The 22365-nt window shown below is 60.4% G+C and carries 16 protein-coding genes and 1 pseudogene; 5 read left to right on the forward strand and 12 right to left on the reverse strand.

The window, feature by feature from the left end:
• Positions 1 to 2: 2 nt before the first annotated feature.
• The 5 genes and pseudogenes from AB4O12_RS19245 to AB4O12_RS19265 form a co-directional block, all read right to left on the reverse strand.
• On the reverse strand, positions 3 to 3020 hold the full coding sequence (locus AB4O12_RS19245) for a sarcosine oxidase subunit alpha (RefSeq protein ID WP_460059511.1): 3018 nt from the start codon (positions 3018 to 3020) through the stop codon (positions 3 to 5).
• The gene (locus AB4O12_RS19250) at positions 3017 to 3346 is read right to left on the reverse strand and encodes a sarcosine oxidase subunit delta (protein WP_460059513.1); all 330 of its coding nucleotides are present in this window, start codon (positions 3344 to 3346) and stop codon (positions 3017 to 3019) included. The genes AB4O12_RS19245 and AB4O12_RS19250 overlap by 4 nt, the downstream gene beginning before the upstream one ends.
• Positions 3347 to 3360: 14 nt before the next feature.
• Positions 3361 to 4610, reverse strand: a pseudogene (locus AB4O12_RS19255) (sarcosine oxidase subunit beta family protein).
• A gap of 21 nt (positions 4611 to 4631) precedes the next feature.
• Positions 4632 to 5885, reverse strand: a complete 1254-nt coding sequence (glyA, locus tag AB4O12_RS19260; protein WP_024014589.1) for a serine hydroxymethyltransferase — start codon at positions 5883 to 5885, stop codon at positions 4632 to 4634.
• A 273-nt stretch (positions 5886 to 6158) separates the two neighbouring features.
• On the reverse strand, positions 6159 to 6869 hold the full coding sequence (locus AB4O12_RS19265) for a TraX family protein (RefSeq protein ID WP_460059515.1): 711 nt from the start codon (positions 6867 to 6869) through the stop codon (positions 6159 to 6161).
• 126 nt (positions 6870 to 6995) lie between these two features.
• Between AB4O12_RS19265 and AB4O12_RS19270 the strand changes: the two genes are divergently transcribed.
• The 4 genes from AB4O12_RS19270 to AB4O12_RS19285 all read left to right on the forward strand — a co-directional run bounded on the left by AB4O12_RS19270 (position 6996) and on the right by AB4O12_RS19285 (position 10901).
• The gene (locus AB4O12_RS19270; RefSeq protein ID WP_016772826.1) at positions 6996 to 8036 is read left to right on the forward strand and encodes a threonine aldolase family protein; all 1041 of its coding nucleotides are present in this window, start codon (positions 6996 to 6998) and stop codon (positions 8034 to 8036) included.
• 158 nt (positions 8037 to 8194) lie between these two features.
• Positions 8195 to 8680: an Hcp family type VI secretion system effector gene (locus tag AB4O12_RS19275; RefSeq protein ID WP_256808021.1), complete on the forward strand. Its 486-nt coding sequence runs from the start codon at positions 8195 to 8197 to the stop codon at positions 8678 to 8680.
• A 104-nt stretch (positions 8681 to 8784) separates the two neighbouring features.
• Positions 8785 to 10140, forward strand: a complete 1356-nt coding sequence (locus tag AB4O12_RS19280; RefSeq protein ID WP_460059518.1) for a hypothetical protein — start codon at positions 8785 to 8787, stop codon at positions 10138 to 10140.
• Positions 10137 to 10901 carry a hypothetical protein gene (locus AB4O12_RS19285; protein ID WP_310218959.1) on the forward strand — a complete coding sequence of 255 codons (765 nt, stop codon included), beginning with the start codon at positions 10137 to 10139 and terminating at the stop codon, positions 10899 to 10901. The genes AB4O12_RS19280 and AB4O12_RS19285 overlap by 4 nt, the downstream gene beginning before the upstream one ends.
• Before the next feature lie 58 nt (positions 10902 to 10959).
• Here the strand turns inward: AB4O12_RS19285 and gbcB are convergent, their stop codons facing one another.
• Complete coding sequence (gene gbcB / locus AB4O12_RS19290; RefSeq protein ID WP_016772824.1) at positions 10960 to 12060, reverse strand: glycine-betaine demethylase subunit GbcB; 1101 nt, start codon at positions 12058 to 12060, stop codon at positions 10960 to 10962.
• Positions 12061 to 12356: 296 nt separating this feature from the next.
• Between gbcB and gbcA the strand changes: the two genes are divergently transcribed.
• Positions 12357 to 13652, forward strand: coding sequence for a glycine-betaine demethylase subunit GbcA (gene gbcA, locus AB4O12_RS19295; protein WP_460059521.1), 1296 nt, complete (start codon positions 12357 to 12359; stop codon positions 13650 to 13652).
• A gap of 874 nt (positions 13653 to 14526) precedes the next feature.
• On the opposite strand, the gene etfB is transcribed toward gbcA, so the two are convergent.
• The 6 genes from etfB to AB4O12_RS19325 form a co-directional block, all read right to left on the reverse strand.
• Positions 14527 to 15297: an electron transfer flavoprotein subunit beta gene (etfB, locus tag AB4O12_RS19300; protein ID WP_024014592.1), complete on the reverse strand. Its 771-nt coding sequence runs from the start codon at positions 15295 to 15297 to the stop codon at positions 14527 to 14529.
• 9 nt (positions 15298 to 15306) lie between these two features.
• Positions 15307 to 16527 carry an electron transfer flavoprotein subunit alpha gene (gene etfA / locus AB4O12_RS19305; RefSeq protein ID WP_151551871.1) on the reverse strand — a complete coding sequence of 407 codons (1221 nt, stop codon included), beginning with the start codon at positions 16525 to 16527 and terminating at the stop codon, positions 15307 to 15309.
• Complete coding sequence (dgcB, locus tag AB4O12_RS19310; RefSeq protein WP_460059524.1) at positions 16527 to 18476, reverse strand: dimethylglycine demethylation protein DgcB; 1950 nt, start codon at positions 18474 to 18476, stop codon at positions 16527 to 16529. Before dgcB ends, etfA begins: the two co-directional genes overlap by 1 nt.
• A gap of 155 nt (positions 18477 to 18631) precedes the next feature.
• A complete protein-coding gene (gene dgcA / locus AB4O12_RS19315; RefSeq protein ID WP_041476756.1) occupies positions 18632 to 20692 on the reverse strand; it encodes a dimethylglycine demethylation protein DgcA in 2061 nt (686 codons plus the stop codon).
• A gap of 15 nt (positions 20693 to 20707) precedes the next feature.
• Entirely contained in the window at positions 20708 to 21238 is a 531-nt protein-coding gene (locus AB4O12_RS19320) for a 4-vinyl reductase (protein ID WP_039757633.1), read from the reverse strand.
• A 105-nt stretch (positions 21239 to 21343) separates the two neighbouring features.
• A complete protein-coding gene (locus tag AB4O12_RS19325; protein WP_024014597.1) occupies positions 21344 to 22321 on the reverse strand; it encodes a dipeptidase in 978 nt (325 codons plus the stop codon).
• Between the last annotated feature and the right edge of the window lie 44 nt (positions 22322 to 22365).

Raw genomic sequence — 22365 nt, forward strand, 5'->3', positions numbered from 1 at the left:
TGTCAAATATTCTGGCGATCACCCTTCGGATCGAAGAACACCGAAGACACGATTTCCGCCTCGATCACGCTGCCATCGGCCAGCGGTGCGAACACCCGCTCGCCCATGCGCTTGAGGCCGCCCTTGACCACACCCATGGCAAACGAATAACCGAGGGAGTTGTGCGCGTAACTCGAGGTCACGTGGCCGACCATGGTCATCGGGATCGCCTGCTTGGTGTTGAACACCAGCTGCGCACCTTCCGGCAGCCATTTGGTCGGATCGATCGGCTTCAGGCCCACCAGTTGTTTGCGCTGTTCCTTGACGCAATCTTCGCGGTTCATGCCACGCTGGCCGATCCACGAGAACGGTTTGGTGCGACCGACACACCAGCCCATGTTCAGGTCGTCCGGGGTCATCGAGCCGTCGGTGTCCTGGCCGACGATGATGAAACCCTTCTCGGCCCGCAGCACGTGCATGGTTTCGGTGCCGTACGGCGTCAGGTTGTACTGCTTGCCGGCCTCGACGATTTTCTCCAGCACGCCCATCGCATAATCGGCCTGCACGTTGACTTCGTACGACAGCTCACCAGTGAACGAGATACGGAACACCCGCGCCGGCACATCGCCGACCAGACCTTCTTTCCAGGTCATGAACGGGAACGCTTCGTTGCTCAGATCAATGTCGGTCACGGCGCTGAGCAGCTTGCGGCTGTTCGGCCCGGACAGGGTCATGGTTGCCCAGTGATCGGTAACGGAGGTGAAGTACACCTTCATATCCGGCCATTCGGTCTGGTGGTACAGCTCCAGCCATTGCAGCACGCGAGCCGCGCCGCCGGTGGTGGTGGTCATGACGAAATGGTTGTCGGCCAGGCAAGCCGTCACACCGTCGTCGAAGACCATGCCGTCTTCTTTGCACATCAAACCATAGCGAGCCTTGCCCACGTCGAGCTTGGTCCAGGCGTTGGTGTACACGCGGTTGAGAAACTCGCGGGCATCCGGGCCTTGAATGTCGATCTTGCCGAGGGTCGAAGCATCGAGCAGGCCAACGCTGTCGCGCACGGCTTTGCATTCGCGCTTGACCGCCGCGTGCAGGTCTTCACCGTTTTTCGGGAAGTACCAGGGACGTTTCCACTGACCGACGTCTTCAAACTCGGCGCCGTTCTTCACATGCCAGGCATGCAGCGCGGTGTAGCGCACCGGTTCGAAGATGTGCCCGCAGTGTCGACCGGCCACGGCGCCGAAGGTCACCGGCGTGTAGTTCGGACGGAACATGGTGGTGCCCATCTGCGGGATGGTCACGTTCAGCGAACGGGCGGCAATGGCCAGACCGTTGACGTTGCCGAGCTTGCCCTGATCGGTGCCGAAGCCCAGCGCGGTGTAGCGTTTGACGTGCTCGACCGACTCGAAACCTTCACGGGTCGCCAATTCGATACCACCGGCGGTGACGTCGTTCTGGAAGTCGACGAATTGCTTCGGTGCACGCGCCGAGTTCTTCTCGTGCGGCACCTGGAACAGCGCCAGGGTCGGCTCTTCGAGACGGCTCAGGGCTTTCGGCAACACGCCTTCGACGGTCTGGAAACCGGCTTCGGCAGCAGCGCGCACGCCACCTTCAAAACCGTCGGCCAGCGAATCGCCGAGCGCGTAGACGCCATTGATGCCACCGACGCACACGCGCTTCTGCGGTGCTTCGCCCGGTACGAAACCGAGAATGTCTTCGCGCCAGACCGGTTTGCCACCGAGGTGCGAAGCCAGGTGAACCACCGGGCTGTAACCACCGGAGCTGGCCACCAGGTCGCAGTCGAGCCATTCGCCCGGACTGGTCACGGCGTGGGCCTTTACGTCAATCGCGGCGACGCGGGCAGCGGTCACACGCTTGCTGCCACGCACTTCGATGACGGCGCTGCCGGTGAGGATGCGAATGCCTTTGGCGCGCGCTTCCTCAACCAATGCACCGCGCGGATTGCTGCGCGCGTCGGCGATGGCGACTACTGGCAGACTGGCATCGAGCCAATCCAGAGCGACGCGATAGGCGTGATCGTTGTTGGTCGACAGCACCAGTTTTTTGCCCGGCGCTACGCCATAACGACGCACGTAAGTCGACACCGCACCAGCGAGCATATTGCCCGGCACATCGTTGTTGCCGTACACCAGCGGACGCTCGTGGGCGCCAGTCGCCAGCACCACGCGCTTGGCGCGGACACGGTGGATGCGCTGACGCACCTGACCGATTGGCGCGCGGTCACCGAGGTGATCGGTGAGGCGTTCGTGAATGGTCAGAAAGTTGTGGTCGTGGTAACCGTTGACCGTGGCGCGCGGCAACAGCAGCACGTCCGGGGTGTTCTTCAATTCAGCGATGACGCTGGCGACCCATTCCATCGCCGGTTTGCCGTCGAGGCTTTCGCGGGAATCAAGCAGGCTGCCACCGAACTCTTCCTGCTCATCGGCCAGAATCACGCGGGCACCGCTGCGCGCAGCGGCCAGGGCAGCGGCGAGACCGGCCGGGCCAGCGCCGACGATCAGCACGTCGCAGTGCTGGTTCATGTAGTCGTAGGTGTCCGGATCGTTCTCGGTCGGCGAACGGCCGAGGCCGGCAGCCTTGCGGATGTACTTCTCGTAAGTCATCCAGAACGATTGCGGGTACATGAAGGTTTTGTAGTAGAAGCCCGGCGGCATCAGCTTGCCGCCGACCTTGCCGAGAATCCCCATCATGTCGTTGTTGACGCTCGGCCAGCCGTTGGTGCTGGTGGCGACCAGGCCCTGATACAACGCCTGTTGCGTGGCGCGCACGTTGGGAATCTGCGTGGCTTCGGTGGCACCGATCTGCAGCACGGCGTTCGGCTCTTCGGAACCGGCAGCGAAGATGCCGCGAGGGCGCGAATACTTGAAGCTGCGGCCGATGATGTCGACGCCGTTGGCGATCAGTGCAGCGGCCAGCGAGTCGCCTTCGTAGCCTTTGTAGGTCTGGCCGTTGAAGGTGAAGCTCAGCACTTTGTTGCGGTCGATCCGTCCACCGTTGGACAGGCGATTGGTCTGGCTCATACCTTCTCTCCCAGCGCCGTCGTGGCTGTTTTCGCAGTGCCAGCCTTGTCGGTGAATTGCGGCTTCTCGCCGATCTTGTAGCTCTCGAGAATCTCGTAGGTCACGGTATCGCGAGTGACGTTGAAGTACTGGCGGCAACCGGCAACGTGGTCCCACAACTCGTGGTGCAGACCGCGCGGGTTATCGCGGAAGAACATGTAGTCACCCCACTCCTCATCGGAGCAGGCGTTCGGATCCAGCGGCCGCGGGATGTGCGCCTGACCGGATGCGTGGAATTCCTCTTCAGAGCGCAGTTCGCCGCAGTGAGGACAGAAGATATGCAACATGGGGATTTCTCCTGTTAGTGGGCAACCGCAGCAGCGCCGTGTTCATCGATCAACGCACCGTTGTGGAAACGGTCGATGGAGAAAGGTGCAGCCAATGGGTGCATTTCACCCTTGGCCAGACTCGCGGCAAACACGTTGCCCGAGCCAGGTGTGGCTTTGAAACCGCCGGTGCCCCAACCGCAGTTGAAGAACATGTTTGGTACCGGCGTCTTGGAAATGATCGGGCAAGCGTCCGGGGTGGTGTCGACGATGCCGCCCCACTGGCGGTTCATGCGTACGCGGGACAACACCGGGAACATCTCGACGATAGCCTGAATGGTGTGTTCGATCACCGGGTACGAACCACGCTGGCCGTAGCCGTTGTAACCGTCGATACCGGCGCCGATCACCAGGTCGCCCTTGTCGGACTGGCTGATGTAACCGTGTACGGCGTTGGACATGATCACGCTGTCGATAATCGGCTTGATCGGCTCGGACACCAGCGCTTGCAGCGGGTGGGATTCGATCGGCAGGCGGAAACCGGCAAGCTTGGCCATGTGCCCGGAGTTACCGGCCGTCACCACGCCGACGCGCTTGGCGCCGATGAAACCCTTGTTGGTTTCGACGCCGATGCACACGCCGTTTTCCTTGCGGAAACCGATCACTTCGGTCTGCTGGATCAGGTCCACGCCCAAGGCATCGGCGGCACGCGCGAAGCCCCAGGCCACGGCATCGTGACGGGCGACGCCGCCGCGACGCTGCACGGTCGCGCCCATGATCGGGTAGCGGGTGTTTTTCGAGCAGTCCAGGTACGGAATCTCGTCCGCAACCTGCTTGGCGTCGAGCAATTCGCCGTCGACGCCGTTGAGGCGGTTGGCGCTGACCCGACGCTCGGAATCACGGATGTCCTGCAGGGTGTGGCACAGGTTGTAGACGCCACGCTGGGAGAACATCACGTTGTAGTTGAGATCCTGCGACAGGCCTTCCCACAATTTCATCGCGTGTTCGTAGAGGTGCGCCGACTCGTCCCACAGGTAGTTGGAGCGCACGATGGTGGTGTTGCGCGCGGTGTTACCGCCGCCGAGCCAGCCCTTCTCGACCACGGCGACATTGGTGATGCCGTGCTCCTTGGCCAGATAGTAGGCCGTCGCCAGGCCGTGCCCGCCGCCGCCGACGATGACCACGTCGTAGACTTTTTCGGGGTGGGCGTGCGCCACATGCGCTGCCAGTTTTCGTGGTGGCTGAGCGAGTGTTTGAACAGGCCGAAGCCGGAATAGCGTTGCATAGTCATTACTCCAAAACCGACTCAGCGATAAACCGGGAAGTCTGCGCACAGGGCCGAGACCTGCTGGGCGACATTGGCCTCGACATCGGCGTCGCCGAGGTTGTCGAGGATGTCGCAGATCCAGCCGGCGAGGGTTTCGCACTGGCTGACCTTGAAGCCGCGCGTGGTCACCGCCGGGGTGCCGATGCGCAGGCCCGAGGTCACGAACGGCGACTGCGGGTCGTTCGGCACGGCGTTCTTGTTCACGGTGATGTGGGCACGGCCCAGCGCGGCGTCGGCGTCCTTGCCGGTCAGGCCCTGACGGATCAGGCTGACCAGGAACAAGTGGTTGTCGGTACCGCCGGACACAACATCGTAGCCACGCTTGATGAACACGCTGGCCATCGCCTGGGCGTTGTCGATCACTTGTTGCTGATAGGCCTTGAAGCCAGGCTCCAGCGCTTCCTTGAAGCACACCGCTTTACCGGCGATGACGTGCATCAGCGGACCGCCCTGGGCGCCGGGGAAAACGGCCGCGTTGAGCTTTTTCTCGATCTCTTCGTTGGACTTGGCCAGGATCAGCCCGCCACGCGGACCGCGCAGGGTCTTGTGCGTGGTGGTGGTGACCACATCGGCGTACGGCAGCGGGTTCGGATACAGGCCAGCAGCGACCAGACCGGCGACGTGGGCCATGTCGACGAACAGCAGTGCACCAACCTTGTCGGCGATCTGACGGAAGCGCGGGAAGTCCAGAGTCTTCGAGTAAGCGGAGAAACCGGCAACGATCATTTTCGGTTTGCACTCGACCGCCAGACGCTCGACTTCGTCGTAGTCGATCAGTCCGGTGTCGGTGTTGATGCCGTACTGCACGGCGTTGTAGAGCTTGCCCGAGGACGACACTTTCGCGCCGTGGGTCAGGTGACCGCCGTGGGCCAGGCTCATGCCGAGGATAGTGTCGCCCGGCTGGATCAGCGCCAGGTACACGGCGCTGTTGGCCGAGGAGCCGGAGTGCGGCTGGACGTTGGCATAGTCGGCGCCGAACAGTTGCTTGGCGCGTTCGATGGCCAGCGCTTCGACCTTGTCCACATGCTCGCAGCCACCGTAGTAGCGCTTGCCCGGATAGCCTTCGGCGTATTTGTTGGTGAGCCCGCTGCCTTGCGCCTGCATGACGCGCTTGCTGGTGTAGTTCTCCGACGCGATCAGCTCGATGTGATCTTCCTGACGTTGCTCCTCGGCATTCATCGCCGCCAGCAGTGCATCGTCGTAACCCTGGATCTGGTCTTGCTTGCTGAACATCGCGTCTCTCCCAGCGGCATCTGTGCGCCATTCGTCTCGGTAAGGCACTGGCAATGATGGCAGTGCCCTTTGATGCGATGGTATGACCGGCACAGACAGCTCAAATGCCTGCGGACGCCACGCAAAGGTGCGTTTACGACATGGCTGGAAATGACCTCTTCGAAACGCCGCAGATCCCCTGTGGGAGCGAGCCTGCTCGCGAAGAGGCCGGCACATCCGACATAGAAGTTGGCTGGCAGACCGCTTTCGCGAGCAGGCTCGCTCCCACAGGGGTCAGGCGATGATTTGGCGGATGGCAAGCAGCAGGAAGAAATGCGCGGGATACAGCGCATATGCCCAGCGCCGCATCGGTGGTGGCTGCAGATGTCGCCCATGTCGCAACAGGAACATTCCCAGCATTGGCGCAAGCAGACATGTCGCCAGGCCGAGAATCGCCACGCTGTTGCCGAAGCGCGCCGATTCGAGCAACACCTGCCATTGGTTCGCCGCCAGACACACCAGCCCCGGCAACAGGCTGAAATACCAGGGTCGGCAGAACACCAGCAGCATCGCCAATGGCAACAATACGCCGAAGAAACCGAACATCAGTCGTTCTGAAAAAACCGCCGCAACCACCAGCGCGGCCAGTGCGAGCAATCGCGCCACCGAGGCTGAATCCTGCCAGCCGCGCGCCACCAGCAGGCCCAGCGCCAGCGTCGGCATCACGTTGAACGTGTCAGGGTCGGGGATATAAAAGCGATAAGGGATTTCGCTGATGGCGCTGAACAACAACAGCCAGCCCAGATAGCGCCATTCCATCTTGCGCGAACCGTCTCGTGCCAGATTCGCCGCCATCGCCAGGCAAAACCATGGAAACGCCAATCGCCCGGGCACATACAAACAATCGGCGGAGAAGCCGACATATCGCAGGTGATCGAGCAACATGCTCAGCAGCGCCAGCCACTTGAGCAGATCCAGGGCACCGTCGCGTTGGCTCAGGTGCATAATCGGCCCATAAACTGGTAATTTTCCCCACCCGACATTGCATGTGCTCCCCGGAAGATCTTCGGTAAAGTGCGCATCCTCATTGACCACGAGCCTTCACAAGAGTCTCGATTACGGAAGCCGGCCATGACCGACAAGAGCCAACAATTCGCCAGCGACAACTATTCCGGGATCTGCCCTGAAGCCTGGGCCGCCATGGAACAGGCCAACCACGGCCACCAGCGCGCTTACGGCGACGATGAATGGACCGCCCGCGCGGCCGATCATTTCCGCAAACTGTTCGAAACCGACTGCGAAGTGTTCTTCGCCTTCAACGGCACCGCCGCCAACTCGCTGGCCCTGTCGTCGCTGTGCCAGAGTTACCACAGCGTGATCTGCTCGGAAACCGCCCACGTCGAAACCGACGAATGCGGCGCTCCGGAATTCTTCTCCAACGGCTCGAAGCTGCTGATCGCCGGCACCGAAAACGGCAAGATCACCCCGCAATCGATCCGCGAAGTTGCACTCAAGCGCCAGGACATCCACTACCCGAAACCGCGCGTGGTGACCCTGACTCAAGCCACCGAAGTCGGCAGTGTCTACACCCCGGAAGAAGTCCGCGCCATCAGCGCCACTTGCAAGGAACTGGGCCTGCACCTGCACATGGACGGCGCGCGGTTCTCCAACGCCTGCGCATTCCTCGGCTGCTCGCCCGCCGACCTGACCTGGAAAGCCGGCGTCGACGTGCTGTGCTTCGGCGGCACGAAAAACGGCATGGCGGTGGGTGAAGCGATCCTGTTCTTCAACCACAAACTGGCCGAAGACTTCGACTACCGCTGCAAGCAGGCCGGGCAACTGGCGTCGAAGATGCGCTTTCTGTCGGCACCGTGGGTCGGCATTCTGGAAAACGACGCCTGGCTCAAATACGCCCGCCACGCCAACCACTGCGCGCAACTGCTGGCAGAACTGGTCAGCGACATTCCCGGGGTCGAACTGATGTTCCCAGTTCAGGCCAACGGCGTGTTCCTGCAACTCTCGGAGCCGGCCATCGCTGCGTTGACTGCAAAGAACTGGCGCTTCTACACCTTCATCGGCAAGGGCGGCGCACGCTTCATGTGCTCCTGGGACACCGAAGAAGAACGCGTGCGCGAACTGGCGCGCGATATTCGCGAGGTCATGTCGGCCTGATTCCCCTCCAAGTTGCATTCCCATGCTCAGCACGGGAATGCAACCCAGAGGCTGCGCGTCGCAGACCTGCATTTTCAGAATCGGACTACACCAAGGCCTACAGAAAGCAAGAAAATCCCGCCATAGACTGCCCGCTCCCGATTCAAGGAGCGCACGCGATGGCAATTCCCGGCTACATGACGATCACGGGCAAGACCCAAGGGCTGATTTCGGCAGGCTGCTCAACGCCTGATTCGGTCGGCAACAGATATCAGGCGGCACACACCGATCAAATCATGGTGCTGTCGTACAGCCACAACCTCGCCAACCTCGACAACTCTCACCGAGCCACCCACGCGCCGGTCATTGTCACCAAAGTCGTCGACAAATCTTCACCGCTGCTGGCCCAGGCACTGGCCAACCGTGAAGAGATCGACTGCAAGATCAACTTCTACCGAACCTCCCCTCAGGGTCAGCAGGAAAAATACTTTTCTGTCTCGATCGACGGTGCGGTGCTCACCGAACTGAACCTGGATATGCCCCACGTCATTCTGCACAACGACGCGGAACCTCAGGAGCAGGTCGCCATTCGTTATCGTGGCATCAGCTGGGTGCATCACCTCGCCGGGACCAGCGGCCATGCCTCGTGGGGCGAAGAAGGTTGAGCGATCGGCGCCATGGTCTCAGCGACGTTCGACACGTTGCCGGCAAGCTGCTCGCACAGGCACAGACAGTCGGCTCACGTCATCTGGCATTCGGCAGTGCGCGCGTGCAGTTCAATCAGGAGGTCGCGCGCTTCGCCAAGGGCATTGTCGATGATGTCGCCAGCGGCCGCCTTTCAGCGGACATGGGCCTTGACGCCTTTGCACAGGAACAGCGTCATCTTCTGAACCAATCCAGAGTTCTGGTACGCGGCACCAAAGGTGCCGTTCCTGAAGCGGTGAAAAAACGCCTGTTATCGATGCTCAGGCAGCCTGCCTCGCGCTCCGATCCAGACAGGTTGCTGCGCGCGATTCATCAGCAGAACCTCAGGGTGGCGCGCGTTAATAACAGCAGCACCGCGCGCAGCCCTCACCCCATCAACGACTTGAAGTTCTTCCCCAGCGAGCACTGGCCGCAAGATCGTCCGGCCCCATCGGAGCCGGGTTTTTACATCGTGCCGAAAAGTATTGTCGCCGAGAAGCTTGAGGCACAACTGCTCCCCTCCGCCAACCCGAATGTCATCGCCAGATTCAGAAGTTTGAATCCGACCCCGGACATGATTAAAGCCGGTTCGATGATCGTGCTGAGCGACCCTGACAATCAGCAATGCACATACGAGGAAGCATTGCTGATGCAGACCGCGCGTTTCGTCAGTGCGACGCTGGAACCGCTGACCGTGGAGGAAGCGGATTTCATGGCGCAGCACTATGGCGTGATCCAGACCGCACTCGCCTATGAATCAAAAGTGATCGGGGTCGTCACGGCCATGGCAGCCAATCATCTGGATGGCATAAAAAATGTTCTCGCAGATCTTGAGAAGTTGCATGTTCAAACGCTGGGCGTAAAAGGCCACCGGGCCTCTGAAGAATTCATAAACAAGCGTGACCAATTACTCAAAAAGCTGGACGTCCAACTCAATCGGTTCACCCGGCAGAGTATTGGCATCCCCGATTACCCGAGCCTGAAGACCACTCTAGGCATTGATCATCCCTATCTTGTGCACCACTGGCGAAAAGCCGGCGGCATCGGCCAGAACCCAGGTTATGCCACGCATATTCGGGCAGTCAGCCAAGCATCACAGTACGTTAAATATGGCGGCTGGATCGGTACAGCGGTGGGTGGTGGCGCCTCCGCCTTAAAGGTGCAGGATGTCTGCATGCACGGAAGCGCGGAGGCATGTGAAAAAGTGAAGTTCACGGAGAGCGGAAGCTTTTTGGGTGGTGTGGGTGGCGGAATGGTTGCCGGCGCGCTCGTAAGCTTGACTGCCTCAACGATTTGCGTAGGCGCTGGCCTCCCGACAGGCGGGCTTGGCACTGTACTTTGCAGTGCGCTACTGGCAGGACTCGGAAATTATGCCGGCGGGACTTTGGGCGAGAAAGGCGGCGAACGGATCGCACAGAAAGTATACGAGGCTGTTAAATGACTCTTCATACTTCAGAGAAAATATTCTTGTTGATTGGTATTGTAGACTTCGTCGGCATATTTACTTTGATAGGAGTGATGTTGTATGTCGCGAAAACAAAGACCGAAATCATATTGGATCATCTAACAAACAGTTCTATTTCGAGCAGACTGATAATGCTTTGGCACGGAGGTCCTTGGGGCAAAATCTACATGATGGGAGAAGTGTTCGACATCATGCGAAACCCTGAATTTTACATTCACACAGGAAAGCTTTGCGCGAAAGACTTCGAAAACTTCCCCAAAAAACTGAAAAAGAACCTGATTATTTTATACAAACTGGTTTTCATTTTTTTTGCAATTATGATGTGCCTGGGAATAAGCTCATCCGTAGATCAAATTAACAATATCGTAAAAGATCCAATTGTGATCATGACACTGGTGAGTTTCACAGGTCTTTTAGTGGTAAATGGAATTTTACTTTATACCGCCAAGAGAAGACTGGAAACGATCCTAAACAGCCTAAAACGCAGTTCAATCACATCGTCTTTGCTCATGTTATGGCAAGCGGGCCTGGGGGGACGTATTTATATGTTGGGTGAAATTTTCGGCATCCTCAAAAAACCCGCACGGTACATTTCCCAAGGCAAAGTCAGCGCAAGAGATGTTAAGAATTTCCCGCCAAAACTCAAACGCGACCTGCTCAAACTGAATAAATACCAGCAAATATTTGGCTTTGCCTTTGTGGGCTTCGGCCTGCTCGCTTTGTTCGGGCTGATTTGAAATTGCACTTTCCCGGTCGATCTCCTCATTTAGGAGATCGACCCAAGTTCATGCCTATTTAAAACTCAATCCGCACATCCCCCTTCGGCACGCTGCAGCACGACAAGATAAACCCTTCAGCCTCGTCATCCTCGGTAATCCCGCCGTTGTGCTCCATCTCAACTTCACCGCCCAGTTTCATCACCTTGCATGTGCCGCAAATGCCCATGCCGCAGGCTTTCGGGATCATCAGGCCGAGCTTGGCGGCGGCTGCGTGTACGGTTTCGCCCGGGCCGACGCGAATGCTTTTGCCGGAGGCGGTGAATTCCACCTGATGCAGATCCGCGGCGTCGATTTCCGGCGCATCGGCGGCTTGTTCGGCCTGTTCCACCGCGTCGGCGCGGGCCTCGGGTGGCGTGGCGCCGAAGGATTCTTCGTGGTAGCGCGACATGTCGTAGCCGGCCGCTTCCAGCAAGCGTTTGACCGCAGTCATGTACGGCGTCGGGCCGCAGCAGAACACTTCGCGTTCGAGGAAGTCCGGAACCATCAGTTCGAGCATCTTGTGGTTCAGGTAACCGCGATAACCGGCCCATGGCTCACCGAGGCCGTGTTTTTCGCAGATCAGGTGCAGGCTGAAGTTGTCGATCCGCGACGCCATGTGCTCAAGCTCGCGGTGGTAAATGATGTCTTTCGGCGACCGCGCGCTGTGCACGAAGGTCATGTCGACATTGGCGTTGGTGTCGTAGAACCAGCGCGCCATCGACATGCACGGCGTGATGCCGACGCCGCCGCTCAGGTAGAGGACTTTCGGGCTCGGGAAGTCGATGGCGTTGAACAGCCCGACCGGGCCATGCACCGCCAGCTCCTGACCTTCATGCAAAGTGTCGTGCAACCAGTTGGAGACCTTGCCACCCGGCACGCGCTTGATCGTCACCGAGAAGCTGTACGGCACCGACGGCGAGCTTGAAATGGTGTACGAGCGCATGATCGGCTGGCCTTCGATTTCCAACTCCAGGGTGACGAACTGCCCCGGCTTGAAGAAGAACAGGATCGGCTGGTCGGCCATAAAGCAGAAGGTGCGCACATCCCAGGTTTCCTGGATGACTTTGACGCAACGGACAATGTGTCGGCCATTGGCCCAGGTCTGGGTGGTGACCGGATTCAGGAAGCTGTTGGACATGCTGTTCTCCACGGCCGACTGTCGGCCTCTTGTCGGCGATTCTGCGTATAGCGCAGACCGTGCGTTTACCTATCCGCGACATTGACATACTTATCGCGACCAGCCCTTGAACACCGGGGCTTGCGCGTCGGGAACAGATTGCGCCATGTCGCGCATGGATAAGGTTCCCCCCAGCGCCGGCCCCACACTCGCCCCAACACAAGACGACTTCTTTACACCTTGCGTAGCAACCGTTTTGCAGCACACCTGATCAGCCACTTTCGCCGGCCACGCAGAGGGCCATGAGGATTACATCGATGGACGTCACCGCAAAAATCAGCCTGGGCGATCCGCTGGAACCCGCACGCAAGGCCACCGCACAAATGCTGCAGGAGCGCGAGCGCACCTTCTCGCTGCCACAGCCGTTCTACAGCGACGAGCGCCTGTTCGATATCGACATGCAGGAGATCTTCCAGAAGGAATGGTTGATCGCCGGCATGACCTGCGAGATCCCGGCCAAGGGTAACTACCTGACCCTGCAGGTCGGCAAGAACCCGATCATCGTCATTCGCGGCGCCGAGGGCGTGGTGCACGCGTTCCACAACGTCTGCCGCCACCGTGGCTCGCGCCTGTGCACCAGTGAAAAAGGCAAAGTCGCCAAACTGGTCTGCCATTACCACCAGTGGACTTACGAACTGGACGGCCGCCTGCTGTTCGCCGGCACCGAGATGGGCGCCGACTTCGACATGAAGCAGTACGGCCTGAAACCGGTGAACGTGAAAACCGCTGGCGGGTACATCTTCATCAGCCTGGCGGAGAACCCGCCGGCCATCGATGACTTCCTGTCGACGCTCAACCATTACATGGAACCGTACGACATGGAAAACACCAAGGTGGCGATCACCACCACCTTGATGGAAAAGGCCAACTGGAAACTGGTGCTGGAAAACAACCGCGAGTGCTACCACTGCAACGCATCGCACCCGGAACTGTTGAAAACCCTGCTGGAATGGGACGACGTCACCGACCCGCGCGCCGATCAGGCATTCAAGGATCACGTCGCCGCCTCCGCCGCTGCCCGGGAAGCGGAAAAGATCCCTTACGCTCACGCCAGTTTCGGCTTGCGCAACCGGATCGTGCGTATGCCGCTGCTCAAGGGCACCGTGTCGATGACCCTCGACGGCAAACAGGGCTGCGCCAAACTGATGGGCCGCATCAAGAACCCGGACCTGGGCTCGATGCGCATCCTGCACCTGCCGCACTCGTGGAACCACTGCATGGGCGACCACATCATCGTCTTCACCGTGTGGCCGATCAGCGCTCAGGAAACCATGGTCACCACCAAGTGGCTGGTGCACAAGGATGCGGTGGAAGGTGTCGATTACGACGTCGAGCGCATGCGCCAGGTGTGGGACGCGACCAACGATCAGGACCGCCGTCTGGCCGAGGAAAACCAGCGCGGGATCAACTCCACCGCTTACCAGCCGGGGCCTTACTCGAAGACCTATGAATTCGGCGTGGTCAACTTCGTCGACTGGTACAGCGAGCGGATGTTGAACAACCTCGGGGCTGAGCCAGCGCCTTACCTCAAAGGCGTACCGGTTCAGTGCTGATCAAGAGCAAAAGATCGCAGCCTGCGGCAGCTCCTACAGGTGGAATGCATTCCCCTGTGGGAGCGAGCCTGCTCGCGAAGACGCCCTGACCCACGCTACATCTTCCAGCTGATCAATTTCCGATCAACCACCCTCGCACCCATACCCACCAAGCCCTCCAGCCTTCCGCAAACAAGTTATCCACATACCCGCCCACAGCAAATGGGGGTAACTGTGGATGACTCAAAAAATATCCTGCTGATTTGCAAAGAAAAATCGTGACTTATGCTGAATCGCGGTTTCTCAAAACAATTGATCGTTTTTTTTCATCACACTCGTACACAACACGTATTCAGAGGCCTGTAGCGGGTAGCGAACATGTTATCCACAGAAGCGCCAACAGAGATCGGGGACAACTTTCAATCTCCTGTGGAAAAACACCTGTGACTGGGGAAAAACCCTTCGCGTTAACAGCTCTTGGCCCCCGGGGATCACATTTGATCAATAATTGATCAAACCCATGTAAGCCCTGCTCCATATGGCCTATAGCTGGTAGCGAACATCTTATCCACAGAAGCGCCAACAGAGATTGGGGGCAACTTCTCGATTAATACCGAGTGAAAAGCCCGTTAAATCCGTGAGTTACACTGATCGTTTTTTGATCTTATGGCTGGAAGGCTTGAACGGCGTGGGGTGCGCGGAAGGGCGAACACGTTATCCACAGCTTCGCCAACAGCGATTGTGGGTAAGCAGTACAGATTGGCGGTGGAGAAATGCCAATGTGGGAGCGAGCCTGCTCGCGAATGCGTCGGGTCAGTCGATGCATGTGTCGGCTGACAGTGCGCTTTCGCGAGCAGGCTCGCTCCCACAGGAGTTATTCCCTGGAAGAGGGTGACTAGCGGACAACGCCCTCTTCAATAAGCAACTTCAGGATCGCCTCCGCCCCGGCCTGCGCGGTGACGCCTTTGAGCACCTGCCCACCGCCACCACTGGCCTTAGCTGTCGCTGCTTTCATCCGGTCGGCGCCGCTCTTGGCCTTGATCACCTTCAAGCGCTTGGGTCGTGGCTTGGCCGGTTGCAGCGTGGCGACGGCCAACAATTGGTCCTCAACAACTTCAACGTCATCGGCGGCCAATTCGCCCCGTCGCGCCGGGCCGTACGCGCTCTGCCGAGGCTTGGGGGCGGCGTTATCCACAGTCGCCAGAAACGGCAGTTTCACCTTCAAGCGGCGTCGCTGCCCGCGCGGTAACGCTTGCAGGACCAGCGCCGAACCGTCATTGATCGATTCGACCTGCGCCAGGCCCACCACCAGCGGCCAGCCCAGACCTTCCGCCAGGAGGAACGGCAACATTCCCGAACCTTCCCCGGTTTCCGCCTGACTGCCGGTCAGCACCACTTGCGCCCCGGCATCGCGCAGGTACGCGGTCAGCGCCGGCAAGGCGTCGGCGCCAGCGGGTTGTTCCAGCACATGCAGCTGTTCCAGGCCCATGCCCAGATAGGCACGCAGGGCCGGTTCGGCAACATCACCGGCATGCAGCACTTGCAGGTTATCCCCAGCCAATTGCAGGCCCAGTTCCACCGCGCGCGCATCCTGATCGGCGCGCCGTGGCCGACCTGAGGTCGGGTGAGCGCCGATTGAAACCAGACTGATAACGTTCGTGTTCATAGGGTTTCCTTACGCCGCATCGCGCTTGGCTTCGTTGCGGTAAGCCGCGACCGCTTCGATCAACGCTTGCAGAATCTCTGCGCTTTCGCCGATCACCGAGAGGTCGGCACGCTTGATCATGTCGCAACCCGGATCGAGGTTGATTGCCACCACCTTGTCGCAGGCGCCAATGCCTTGCAGGTGCTGGATCGCTCCCGAGATGCCCACAGCCACATAAACCCGCGCAGTGACCCAGGTGCCGGACGCGCCGACCTGACGATCGCGCGCCATGAAGCCGTCGTCCACCGCCACCCGCGAAGCGCCTTCGGTGGCGCCGAGGGCTGCTGCCGTTTCGTGGAACAACTGCCAGTCCTTGACGCCGTTGCCGCCGGAGAAAATGAACTCCGCTTCGGCCATCGGAATAGCAGCCGGATCCACCGCCACGGCACCAAGATCTTCGATTCGCGACAAGCTGCGCGCGACGCTTGTGGATAACTCCACTGGCAACGCTTCGTGACGAGTTTCGCTGACCGGTTCTGCGCATTCGGCAGCGGCGAGAATCAACCGCGCCACCGGACGCGCCAGATCTTGCAATCCGGCCCCGGCGCGGCCGATGCACTCCTGATCCTTGACCTGCCAGACCCGCGTGGCCGGGCGCTCGCCCAGTGCAGCAGCAAAGCGCCGGCCGAGTTCGCCGCCACCGCTGCGGCTGTCCGGCAGCAACCAGTGACGCGGGTTGAATTGGTTATCCACAGCGCGCAACCCCTGCACCCGTTGCTCCGGTGCATAACCGCTGAATTCCTCGCCTTCAAGCACCAGCAAGCGATCAACGCCCGCGGTTTCGAAAGCGCTTTCCTTGTGCTCGCCGAACACCACGGCGAGCACCGCACCATCGGTGCCGGCCAGTTGGTGAGCAAGGCCGAGCAGATCGCGGTCGTGGCTGCTCAGGCGACCACCGACCATATCCGGCACCACACTGATGTAGAACGCCGGGGCCGGTACCTGATGCAGCGGCAACTGCACTTCAACAGCAGCCGAGCGTTTGACCGCCCCACCCTGCTGCGCGCCGCTGCGGTCAATGCGTTTGATGCCGTTGGGGCCGATAAAACCCATGCCGTGCAGATTCTTGCGGATGACGCCATTGGGACCCATCCAGCTGTGCTGCGCCGGTTGCATCGCCGCGTGCAGCGGATGCAGGCGGTTGCGCGCAATCCATTCGGCGCGCGGGTCGCGGCGGATAATGTCGCTCATCAGTGCACCTCCGCAGGTTCACGTTTGGCCGGGGTGGCAGGCTTGCTTGGCGCGGCGTCTTCGAGCAACGCGTCGGCGACCAGTTCGGCGATGTCCTTGATCAGCGGACGCGGCTCGACCACGCCTTCGAGCATCGCCGTGCACTGTGGACAACCCACCGCCACCAGTTCGGCGCCGGTTTCGCGGATGTCTTCCATGCGCATGTCGGGGATGCGCTGCTTGCCCGGAATGTCGGTGATCGGCGCGCCGCCACCGCCGCCGCAGCAGCGCGAGCGGAAGCCGGACCGTTGCATCTCTTTGACTTCAATGCCGAGGGCACGCAGCACTTCGCGCGGCGCTTCGTACTCGCCGTTGTAGCGGCCCAGGTAGCACGGATCGTGATAGGTCACGCTGTTGCCTTTGTGCTGCCCGAGGTTGAGCGCGCCGGCCTGAATGATCTCGGCCATGTAAGTGCTGTGGTGCTGCACCAGATAGTTGCCGTCGAAGGCGCCGTACTCGTTTTTCAGCACATGGAAACTGTGCGGATCGCAGGTGACGATGCGGTTGAAACTGTATTTGGCCAATGTCTGGATATTGCGTTTGGCGAGCTGCTGGAACGTTGCTTCGTCGCCGAGACGCCGCGCCACATCTCCGCTGTCGCGCTCCTCAAGACCGAGTACAGCGAAGTCGACTTTCGCTGCCTTCAGCACTTTGACGAAGGCACGCAGGGTGCGCTGGTTGCGCATGTCGAACGCGCCGTCGCCGACCCAGAAGAGCACGTCGGTGGATTTCTTTTCGCTGAGCAGAGTGAGGTTCAGGTCCGCTGCCCAGTTCATCCGCCCGCCCGGGGCGAAACCGCCGGGGTTGTCGGTGGCGATCAGGTTTTCGAGGACTTCGGCGCCCTTGTTCGGCGTAGCGCCTTTTTCCAGGGTCAGATGCCGGCGCATGTCGACGATCGCATCGACGTGCTCGATCATCATCGGGCATTCCTCGACGCAGGCGCGGCAGGTGGTGCACGACCACAGGGTTTCGGCGTCGACCAGACCGTTGACGATCGGTTGATGCGGATTGCCGCCATTCTCGCCGATCGGTTTGCCCGGATACGGGCTGCCGGCGAACTTCGCGTCAGTGCCGCCGGCGAGGCCGACGACCATGTCCTGAATCAGTTTTTTCGGGTTCAGCGGCTGTCCGGCGGCGAAGGCCGGGCAAGCCGCTTCGCACTTGCCGCACTGCACGCAGGCGTCGAAACCGAGCAACTGGTTCCAAGTGAAATCCTTGGGTTTTTCCACGCCCAGCGGCGCATCGGGATTGTTCAGGTCCAGCGGTTTCAGACCGGTCGAGCGCCCGCCGCCAAAGCGTTCCGGGCGACGGTGCCAGGCCAGGTGCAGCGCACCGGCAAAGGCATGTTTCATCGGCCCGCCCCAGGTCATGCCGAAGAACAGTTCCGACACGCCCCACAGCACGCCAACACCGAGGATGGCTGCGAGCACCCAGCCGCCGAAGTTTTCCGGCAGGATCCCCGTCACCGGCAGGGTCACCAGGAAAAACGACGCGGAGAAGGCCAGCAGGCTTTTCGGCAGGCGCATCCACGGGCCTTTCGACAGACGTGCAGGCGGATTGAGCCGACGCAGGTACATGAAGATCGCACCGACAAACATCACCGCCGACATCAGCAGCAAGGCGTAGCCAAGGATGCGGTTATGCAGGCCGAAACCGTGCACCAGAATGGCCAGCACAATCGACGCCACCGCACCGCCCGCCGTGGCGACGTGGGTGTTGGCAATGTATTTGTCCCGCGCGACGACGTGATGCAGGTCGACCATGTAGCGCTTGGGCATGGCCAGCAGACCGCCGAGCAGATCGACCTTCGCCGCCCGCCCCCGGCGCCACATGTTCATCCGCCGCAACGCGCCGAGGACAGCAAGGCCCAGGGCTGCGAACAACAGGATTGGAAGAAGGGTGTTCAACATAGGTGAAGCTCCCACCAGTGCAACCTGGAGAAACACGATCCGCTTTACTGTGGGAGCGAGCCTGCTCGCGAAAGCGGTGAGTCAGTCGACATCATCGTCAACTGACAGATTGCATTCGCGAGCAGGCTCGCTCCCACAGGGTTTGGTGCAAGCCGTCAGAAATCCTTGCACAACCGCAGTGCGTCATAGATCGCGGCGTGTGTGTTGCGCTGCGCCACGCAGTCGCCGATGCGGAACAGCAAGTAGCCGTCGCCCGCTTCGCTCAGCGAAGGTTGCGGCTGGATCGCGAACAGCGCTTCGACGTCGATCTGGCCCTTGTTGCGCGAGCCGTCCTTGAGCGCGTAGTAGATTTCCTCGTCCGGGCGTACGCCGTTTTCGACGACCACCTGATCGACCACCCGCTCCTCTTTCGCGCCGGTGTATTCGTTCTCCAGCACTGCGATCAGCTTGTCGCCCTCGCGGTAGACCTTCTCCAGCATCATGTCGCCGGTCATGATCACTTCTTTCGGGTACATGCTGCGGTAGTAGGTCGGGAACGACGTGCCGCCGATGGCCACGCCCGGTTTGATGTCGTCGGTGACGATCTCGACCTGGCTGCCCTTGTCGGCGAGGAAGTCGGCCACCGACATGCCGGTGAACTCGCAGATGGTGTCGTAGACCAGCACGTTCTTGCCCGGCGCAACCTTGCCGTCGAGCACGTCCCAGCTGCTGACCACCAGCCCTTCGGCCGCGCCCCAGTGTTCGTTCTGCTCAAGGTACGGATGACCGCCGACCGCCAGCACCACCACGTCCGGACGCAGGTCCATGATGGTGTCGGCATCCGCCGCCGTGCCCAGGCGCAGATCGACTTTCAGCCGCGCCAGTTCCAGCTGGAACCAGCGAGTGATGCCGGCGATCTGGTCACGCTGCGGTGCTTTCGATGCGGTGGTGATCTGCCCGCCGATGAAGTCTTTTTTCTCGAACAGCGTGACGTCGTGGCCACGCTCGGCAGCCACGCGCGCGGCTTCCATCCCGGCCGGGCCGGCACCCACGATTACCACCTTGCGCTTCGGCCCGGTGGATTTCTCGATGATGTGCGGCACGCCCATGTACTCACGGGAGGTCGCGGCGTTCTGGATGCACAGCACGTCCAGACCCTGATACTGACGGTCGATGCAATAGTTGGCGCCGACGCACTGCTTGATCTGGTCAATCTGGCCCATCTTGATCTTGGCGATCAGGTGCGGGTCGGCGATGTGCGCGCGGGTCATGCCGACCATGTCGACGTAACCGCCCTCAAGAATGCGCGTAGCCTGGTTCGGGTCCTTGATGTTCTGCGCGTGCAACACCGGCACCTTGACCACTTCCTTGATCCCGGCAGCCAGATGCAGGAACGGCTCCGGTGGATAACTCATGTTCGGAATGACGTTGGCCAGGGTGTTGTGCGTGTCGCAACCCGAGCCGACCACGCCGATGAAATCGAGCATGCCGGTGTCGTCGTAATACTTGGCGATCTGCTTCATGTCCTCGTGGGACAAGCCGTCCGGGTGGAACTCGTCACCGCACAGGCGCATGCCCACGCAGAAATCGTCACCGACCTCGGCGCGCACGGCTTTGAGGACTTCCAGGCCGAACTTCATCCGCCCTTCGAAGCTGCCGCCCCATTCATCGGTACGCTTGTTGACGCGCGGGCTCCAGAACTGGTCGATCATGTGCTGGTGCACGGCCGACAGTTCGACACCATCAAGGCCACCGGCCTTGGCGCGGCGCGCCGCCTGAGCGTAGTTGCCGATCACCCGCCAGATCTCTTCCGGCTCGATGGTTTTGCAAGTGGCGCGGTGCACCGGTTCACGGATGCCCGAGGGCGACATCAAGGTCGGCCAGTTGAAGCCGTCCCAGCGCGAGCGACGGCCCATGTGGGTAATCTGGATCATGATCTTGGCGCCATGCTTGTGCATGGCGTCGGCCAGATTCTGGAAGTGCGGAATGATCCGGTCGGTGGACAGATTGACCGAACTCCACCATTCCTGCGGGCTGTCGATCGCCACCACGGACGAACCGCCACAGATGGCCAGGCCGATGCCGCCCTTGGCTTTCTCTTCGTAATACTTGACGTAGCGGTCGGTGGTCATGCCACCGTCAGTCGCATAGACCTCGGCGTGCGCGGTGCTGAGCACGCGGTTGCGGATGGTCAGTTTGCCGATCTGGATCGGCTGGAACATTGCTTCGAAAGCCATGGCACGATCCTCGGCTTACAACGGCTTGACGATGAACAGGCCGTCATCGTGGCCCTCTTCGGAGCCTCCGTAGACTTGTTCGGCCACAGTACGGATCTTGCTGCCACGGGCTTCGAGGATCTGATCCATGGCACCGGCGAACCAGCCGGTGAACATGTAGTCGACCTTGCGCCCGACCTTGCCGTAGACATAGACAAACGCCGAGTGCTCGAGCTTGACGCTGGCGGTGCCTTTGTCGAGGTCGATGTCCTGGATCTTGAACAGACCCCAGCCGCGCTGCGACAGGCGTTTCATGTAGTGCTCGAACACCGCGACGCCTTCCAGGCCGTGGCATTCGGCTTCCTTTTCACACCAGTGCCAGGCGGATTTGTAGCCGGCCTTGTAGAGGATCTCGGCGTAGGCTTCAGCGCCGAGCACTTCCTCGATGCCCATGTGGTTGTTGACGAAAAAGTGACGCGGCACATAGAGCATTGGCAGGGCGTCGGAGGTCCAGACACCGGTCTCGCTGTCGACTTCGATAGGCAATTGCGGGGCGATCTTGGCCATGGAAACTTAACTCCAGAAAAATGATGGTTCAGTGTTGGCCGCGGCCCTCACCCCAGCCCTCTCCCGCAGGAGAGGGGGCAGATCGGCGGCGGTCTTGAGAAAGCGTTATTCGCCCCAGACGTTCTTAAGAACGCTTACCCAGTTCTCACCCATGATCTTGCGCACCACACGCTCGGAATGGCCGCGCTTGAGCAGGGTTTCGGTGAGGTTGGGGAATTCGCCGACTGTGCGGATGCCCAGCGGGTTGATGATCTTGCCGAAGCTGGTCAGGCGGCGGGCGTAGCCCTTGTCGTGGGTCAGGTATTCGAAGAAATCCTGACCGTGGCCCTGAGTGAAGTCGGTGCCGATGCCGATGGCGTCTTCGCCGACGATGTTCATGGTGTATTCGATGGCTTCGGCGTAATCGTCGATGGTCGAATCAATGCCCTTGGCGAGGAACGGCGCGAACATGGTCACGCCGACGAAACCGCCGTGGTCGGCAATGAACTTCAACTCTGCGTCGGACTTGTTGCGCGGATGTTCTTTGAGACCCGACGGCAGGCAGTGCGAATAGCAGACCGGTTTTTTCGATTCGAGAATGACTTCTTCGGAGGTCTTGGAACCGACGTGGGACAGGTCGCACATGACGCCGACGCGGTTCATCTCGGCGACGATCTCGCGACCGAAACCCGAGAGTCCGCCGTCGCGTTCGTAGCAACCGGTGCCGACCAGATTCTGGGTGTTGTAGCACATCTGCACGATACCGACGCCGAGCTGCTTGAACACCTCGACATAGCCGATCTGATCTTCAAAGGCATGGGCATTCTGGAAGCCGAAGAGGATGCCGGTCTTGCCCTGCTCCTTGGCGCGACGGATGTCGGCGGTGGTGCGCACCGGCATCACCAGGTCGCTGTTTTCGCGGATCAGTTTCTGGCTGGCAGCGATGTTGTTCACGGTCGCCTGAAAGCCTTCCCACACCGACACAGTGCAGTTGGCTGCCGTCAGACCGCCCTTGCGCATGTCTTCGAACAGCTCGCGGTTCCATTTGGCAATGATCAGACCGTCGATAACGATGCTGTCGGCGTGTAATTCGGCTGGGCTCATCAGGCGTCCCCTTATTGGCAATTCATGCGCCGAATCGTCTGCCG

This window comes from Pseudomonas sp. S2_A05 (genome assembly GCF_054668485.1).

What these genes read in the sequence shown, in the direction of transcription:
- AB4O12_RS19245 (WP_460059511.1), bottom strand. Translation starts at nt 3,020, where the DNA reads ATGAGCCAGACCAATCGCCTGTCCAACGGTGGACGGATCGACCGCAAC.
- AB4O12_RS19250 (WP_460059513.1), bottom strand. Translation starts at nt 3,346, where the DNA reads ATGTTGCATATCTTCTGTCCTCACTGCGGCGAACTGCGCTCTGAAGAG.
- glyA (WP_024014589.1), bottom strand. Translation starts at nt 5,885, where the DNA reads ATGTTCAGCAAGCAAGACCAGATCCAGGGTTACGACGATGCACTGCTG.
- AB4O12_RS19265 (WP_460059515.1), bottom strand. Translation starts at nt 6,869, where the DNA reads ATGCACCTGAGCCAACGCGACGGTGCCCTGGATCTGCTCAAGTGGCTG.
- AB4O12_RS19270 (WP_016772826.1), top strand. Translation starts at nt 6,996, where the DNA reads ATGACCGACAAGAGCCAACAATTCGCCAGCGACAACTATTCCGGGATC.
- AB4O12_RS19275 (WP_256808021.1), top strand. Translation starts at nt 8,195, where the DNA reads ATGGCAATTCCCGGCTACATGACGATCACGGGCAAGACCCAAGGGCTG.
- AB4O12_RS19285 (WP_310218959.1), top strand. Translation starts at nt 10,137, where the DNA reads ATGACTCTTCATACTTCAGAGAAAATATTCTTGTTGATTGGTATTGTA.
- gbcB (WP_016772824.1), bottom strand. Translation starts at nt 12,060, where the DNA reads ATGTCCAACAGCTTCCTGAATCCGGTCACCACCCAGACCTGGGCCAAT.
- gbcA (WP_460059521.1), top strand. Translation starts at nt 12,357, where the DNA reads ATGGACGTCACCGCAAAAATCAGCCTGGGCGATCCGCTGGAACCCGCA.
- etfB (WP_024014592.1), bottom strand. Translation starts at nt 15,297, where the DNA reads ATGAACACGAACGTTATCAGTCTGGTTTCAATCGGCGCTCACCCGACC.
- etfA (WP_151551871.1), bottom strand. Translation starts at nt 16,527, where the DNA reads ATGAGCGACATTATCCGCCGCGACCCGCGCGCCGAATGGATTGCGCGC.
- dgcB (WP_460059524.1), bottom strand. Translation starts at nt 18,476, where the DNA reads ATGTTGAACACCCTTCTTCCAATCCTGTTGTTCGCAGCCCTGGGCCTT.
- dgcA (WP_041476756.1), bottom strand. Translation starts at nt 20,692, where the DNA reads ATGGCTTTCGAAGCAATGTTCCAGCCGATCCAGATCGGCAAACTGACC.
- AB4O12_RS19320 (WP_039757633.1), bottom strand. Translation starts at nt 21,238, where the DNA reads ATGGCCAAGATCGCCCCGCAATTGCCTATCGAAGTCGACAGCGAGACC.
- AB4O12_RS19325 (WP_024014597.1), bottom strand. Translation starts at nt 22,321, where the DNA reads ATGAGCCCAGCCGAATTACACGCCGACAGCATCGTTATCGACGGTCTG.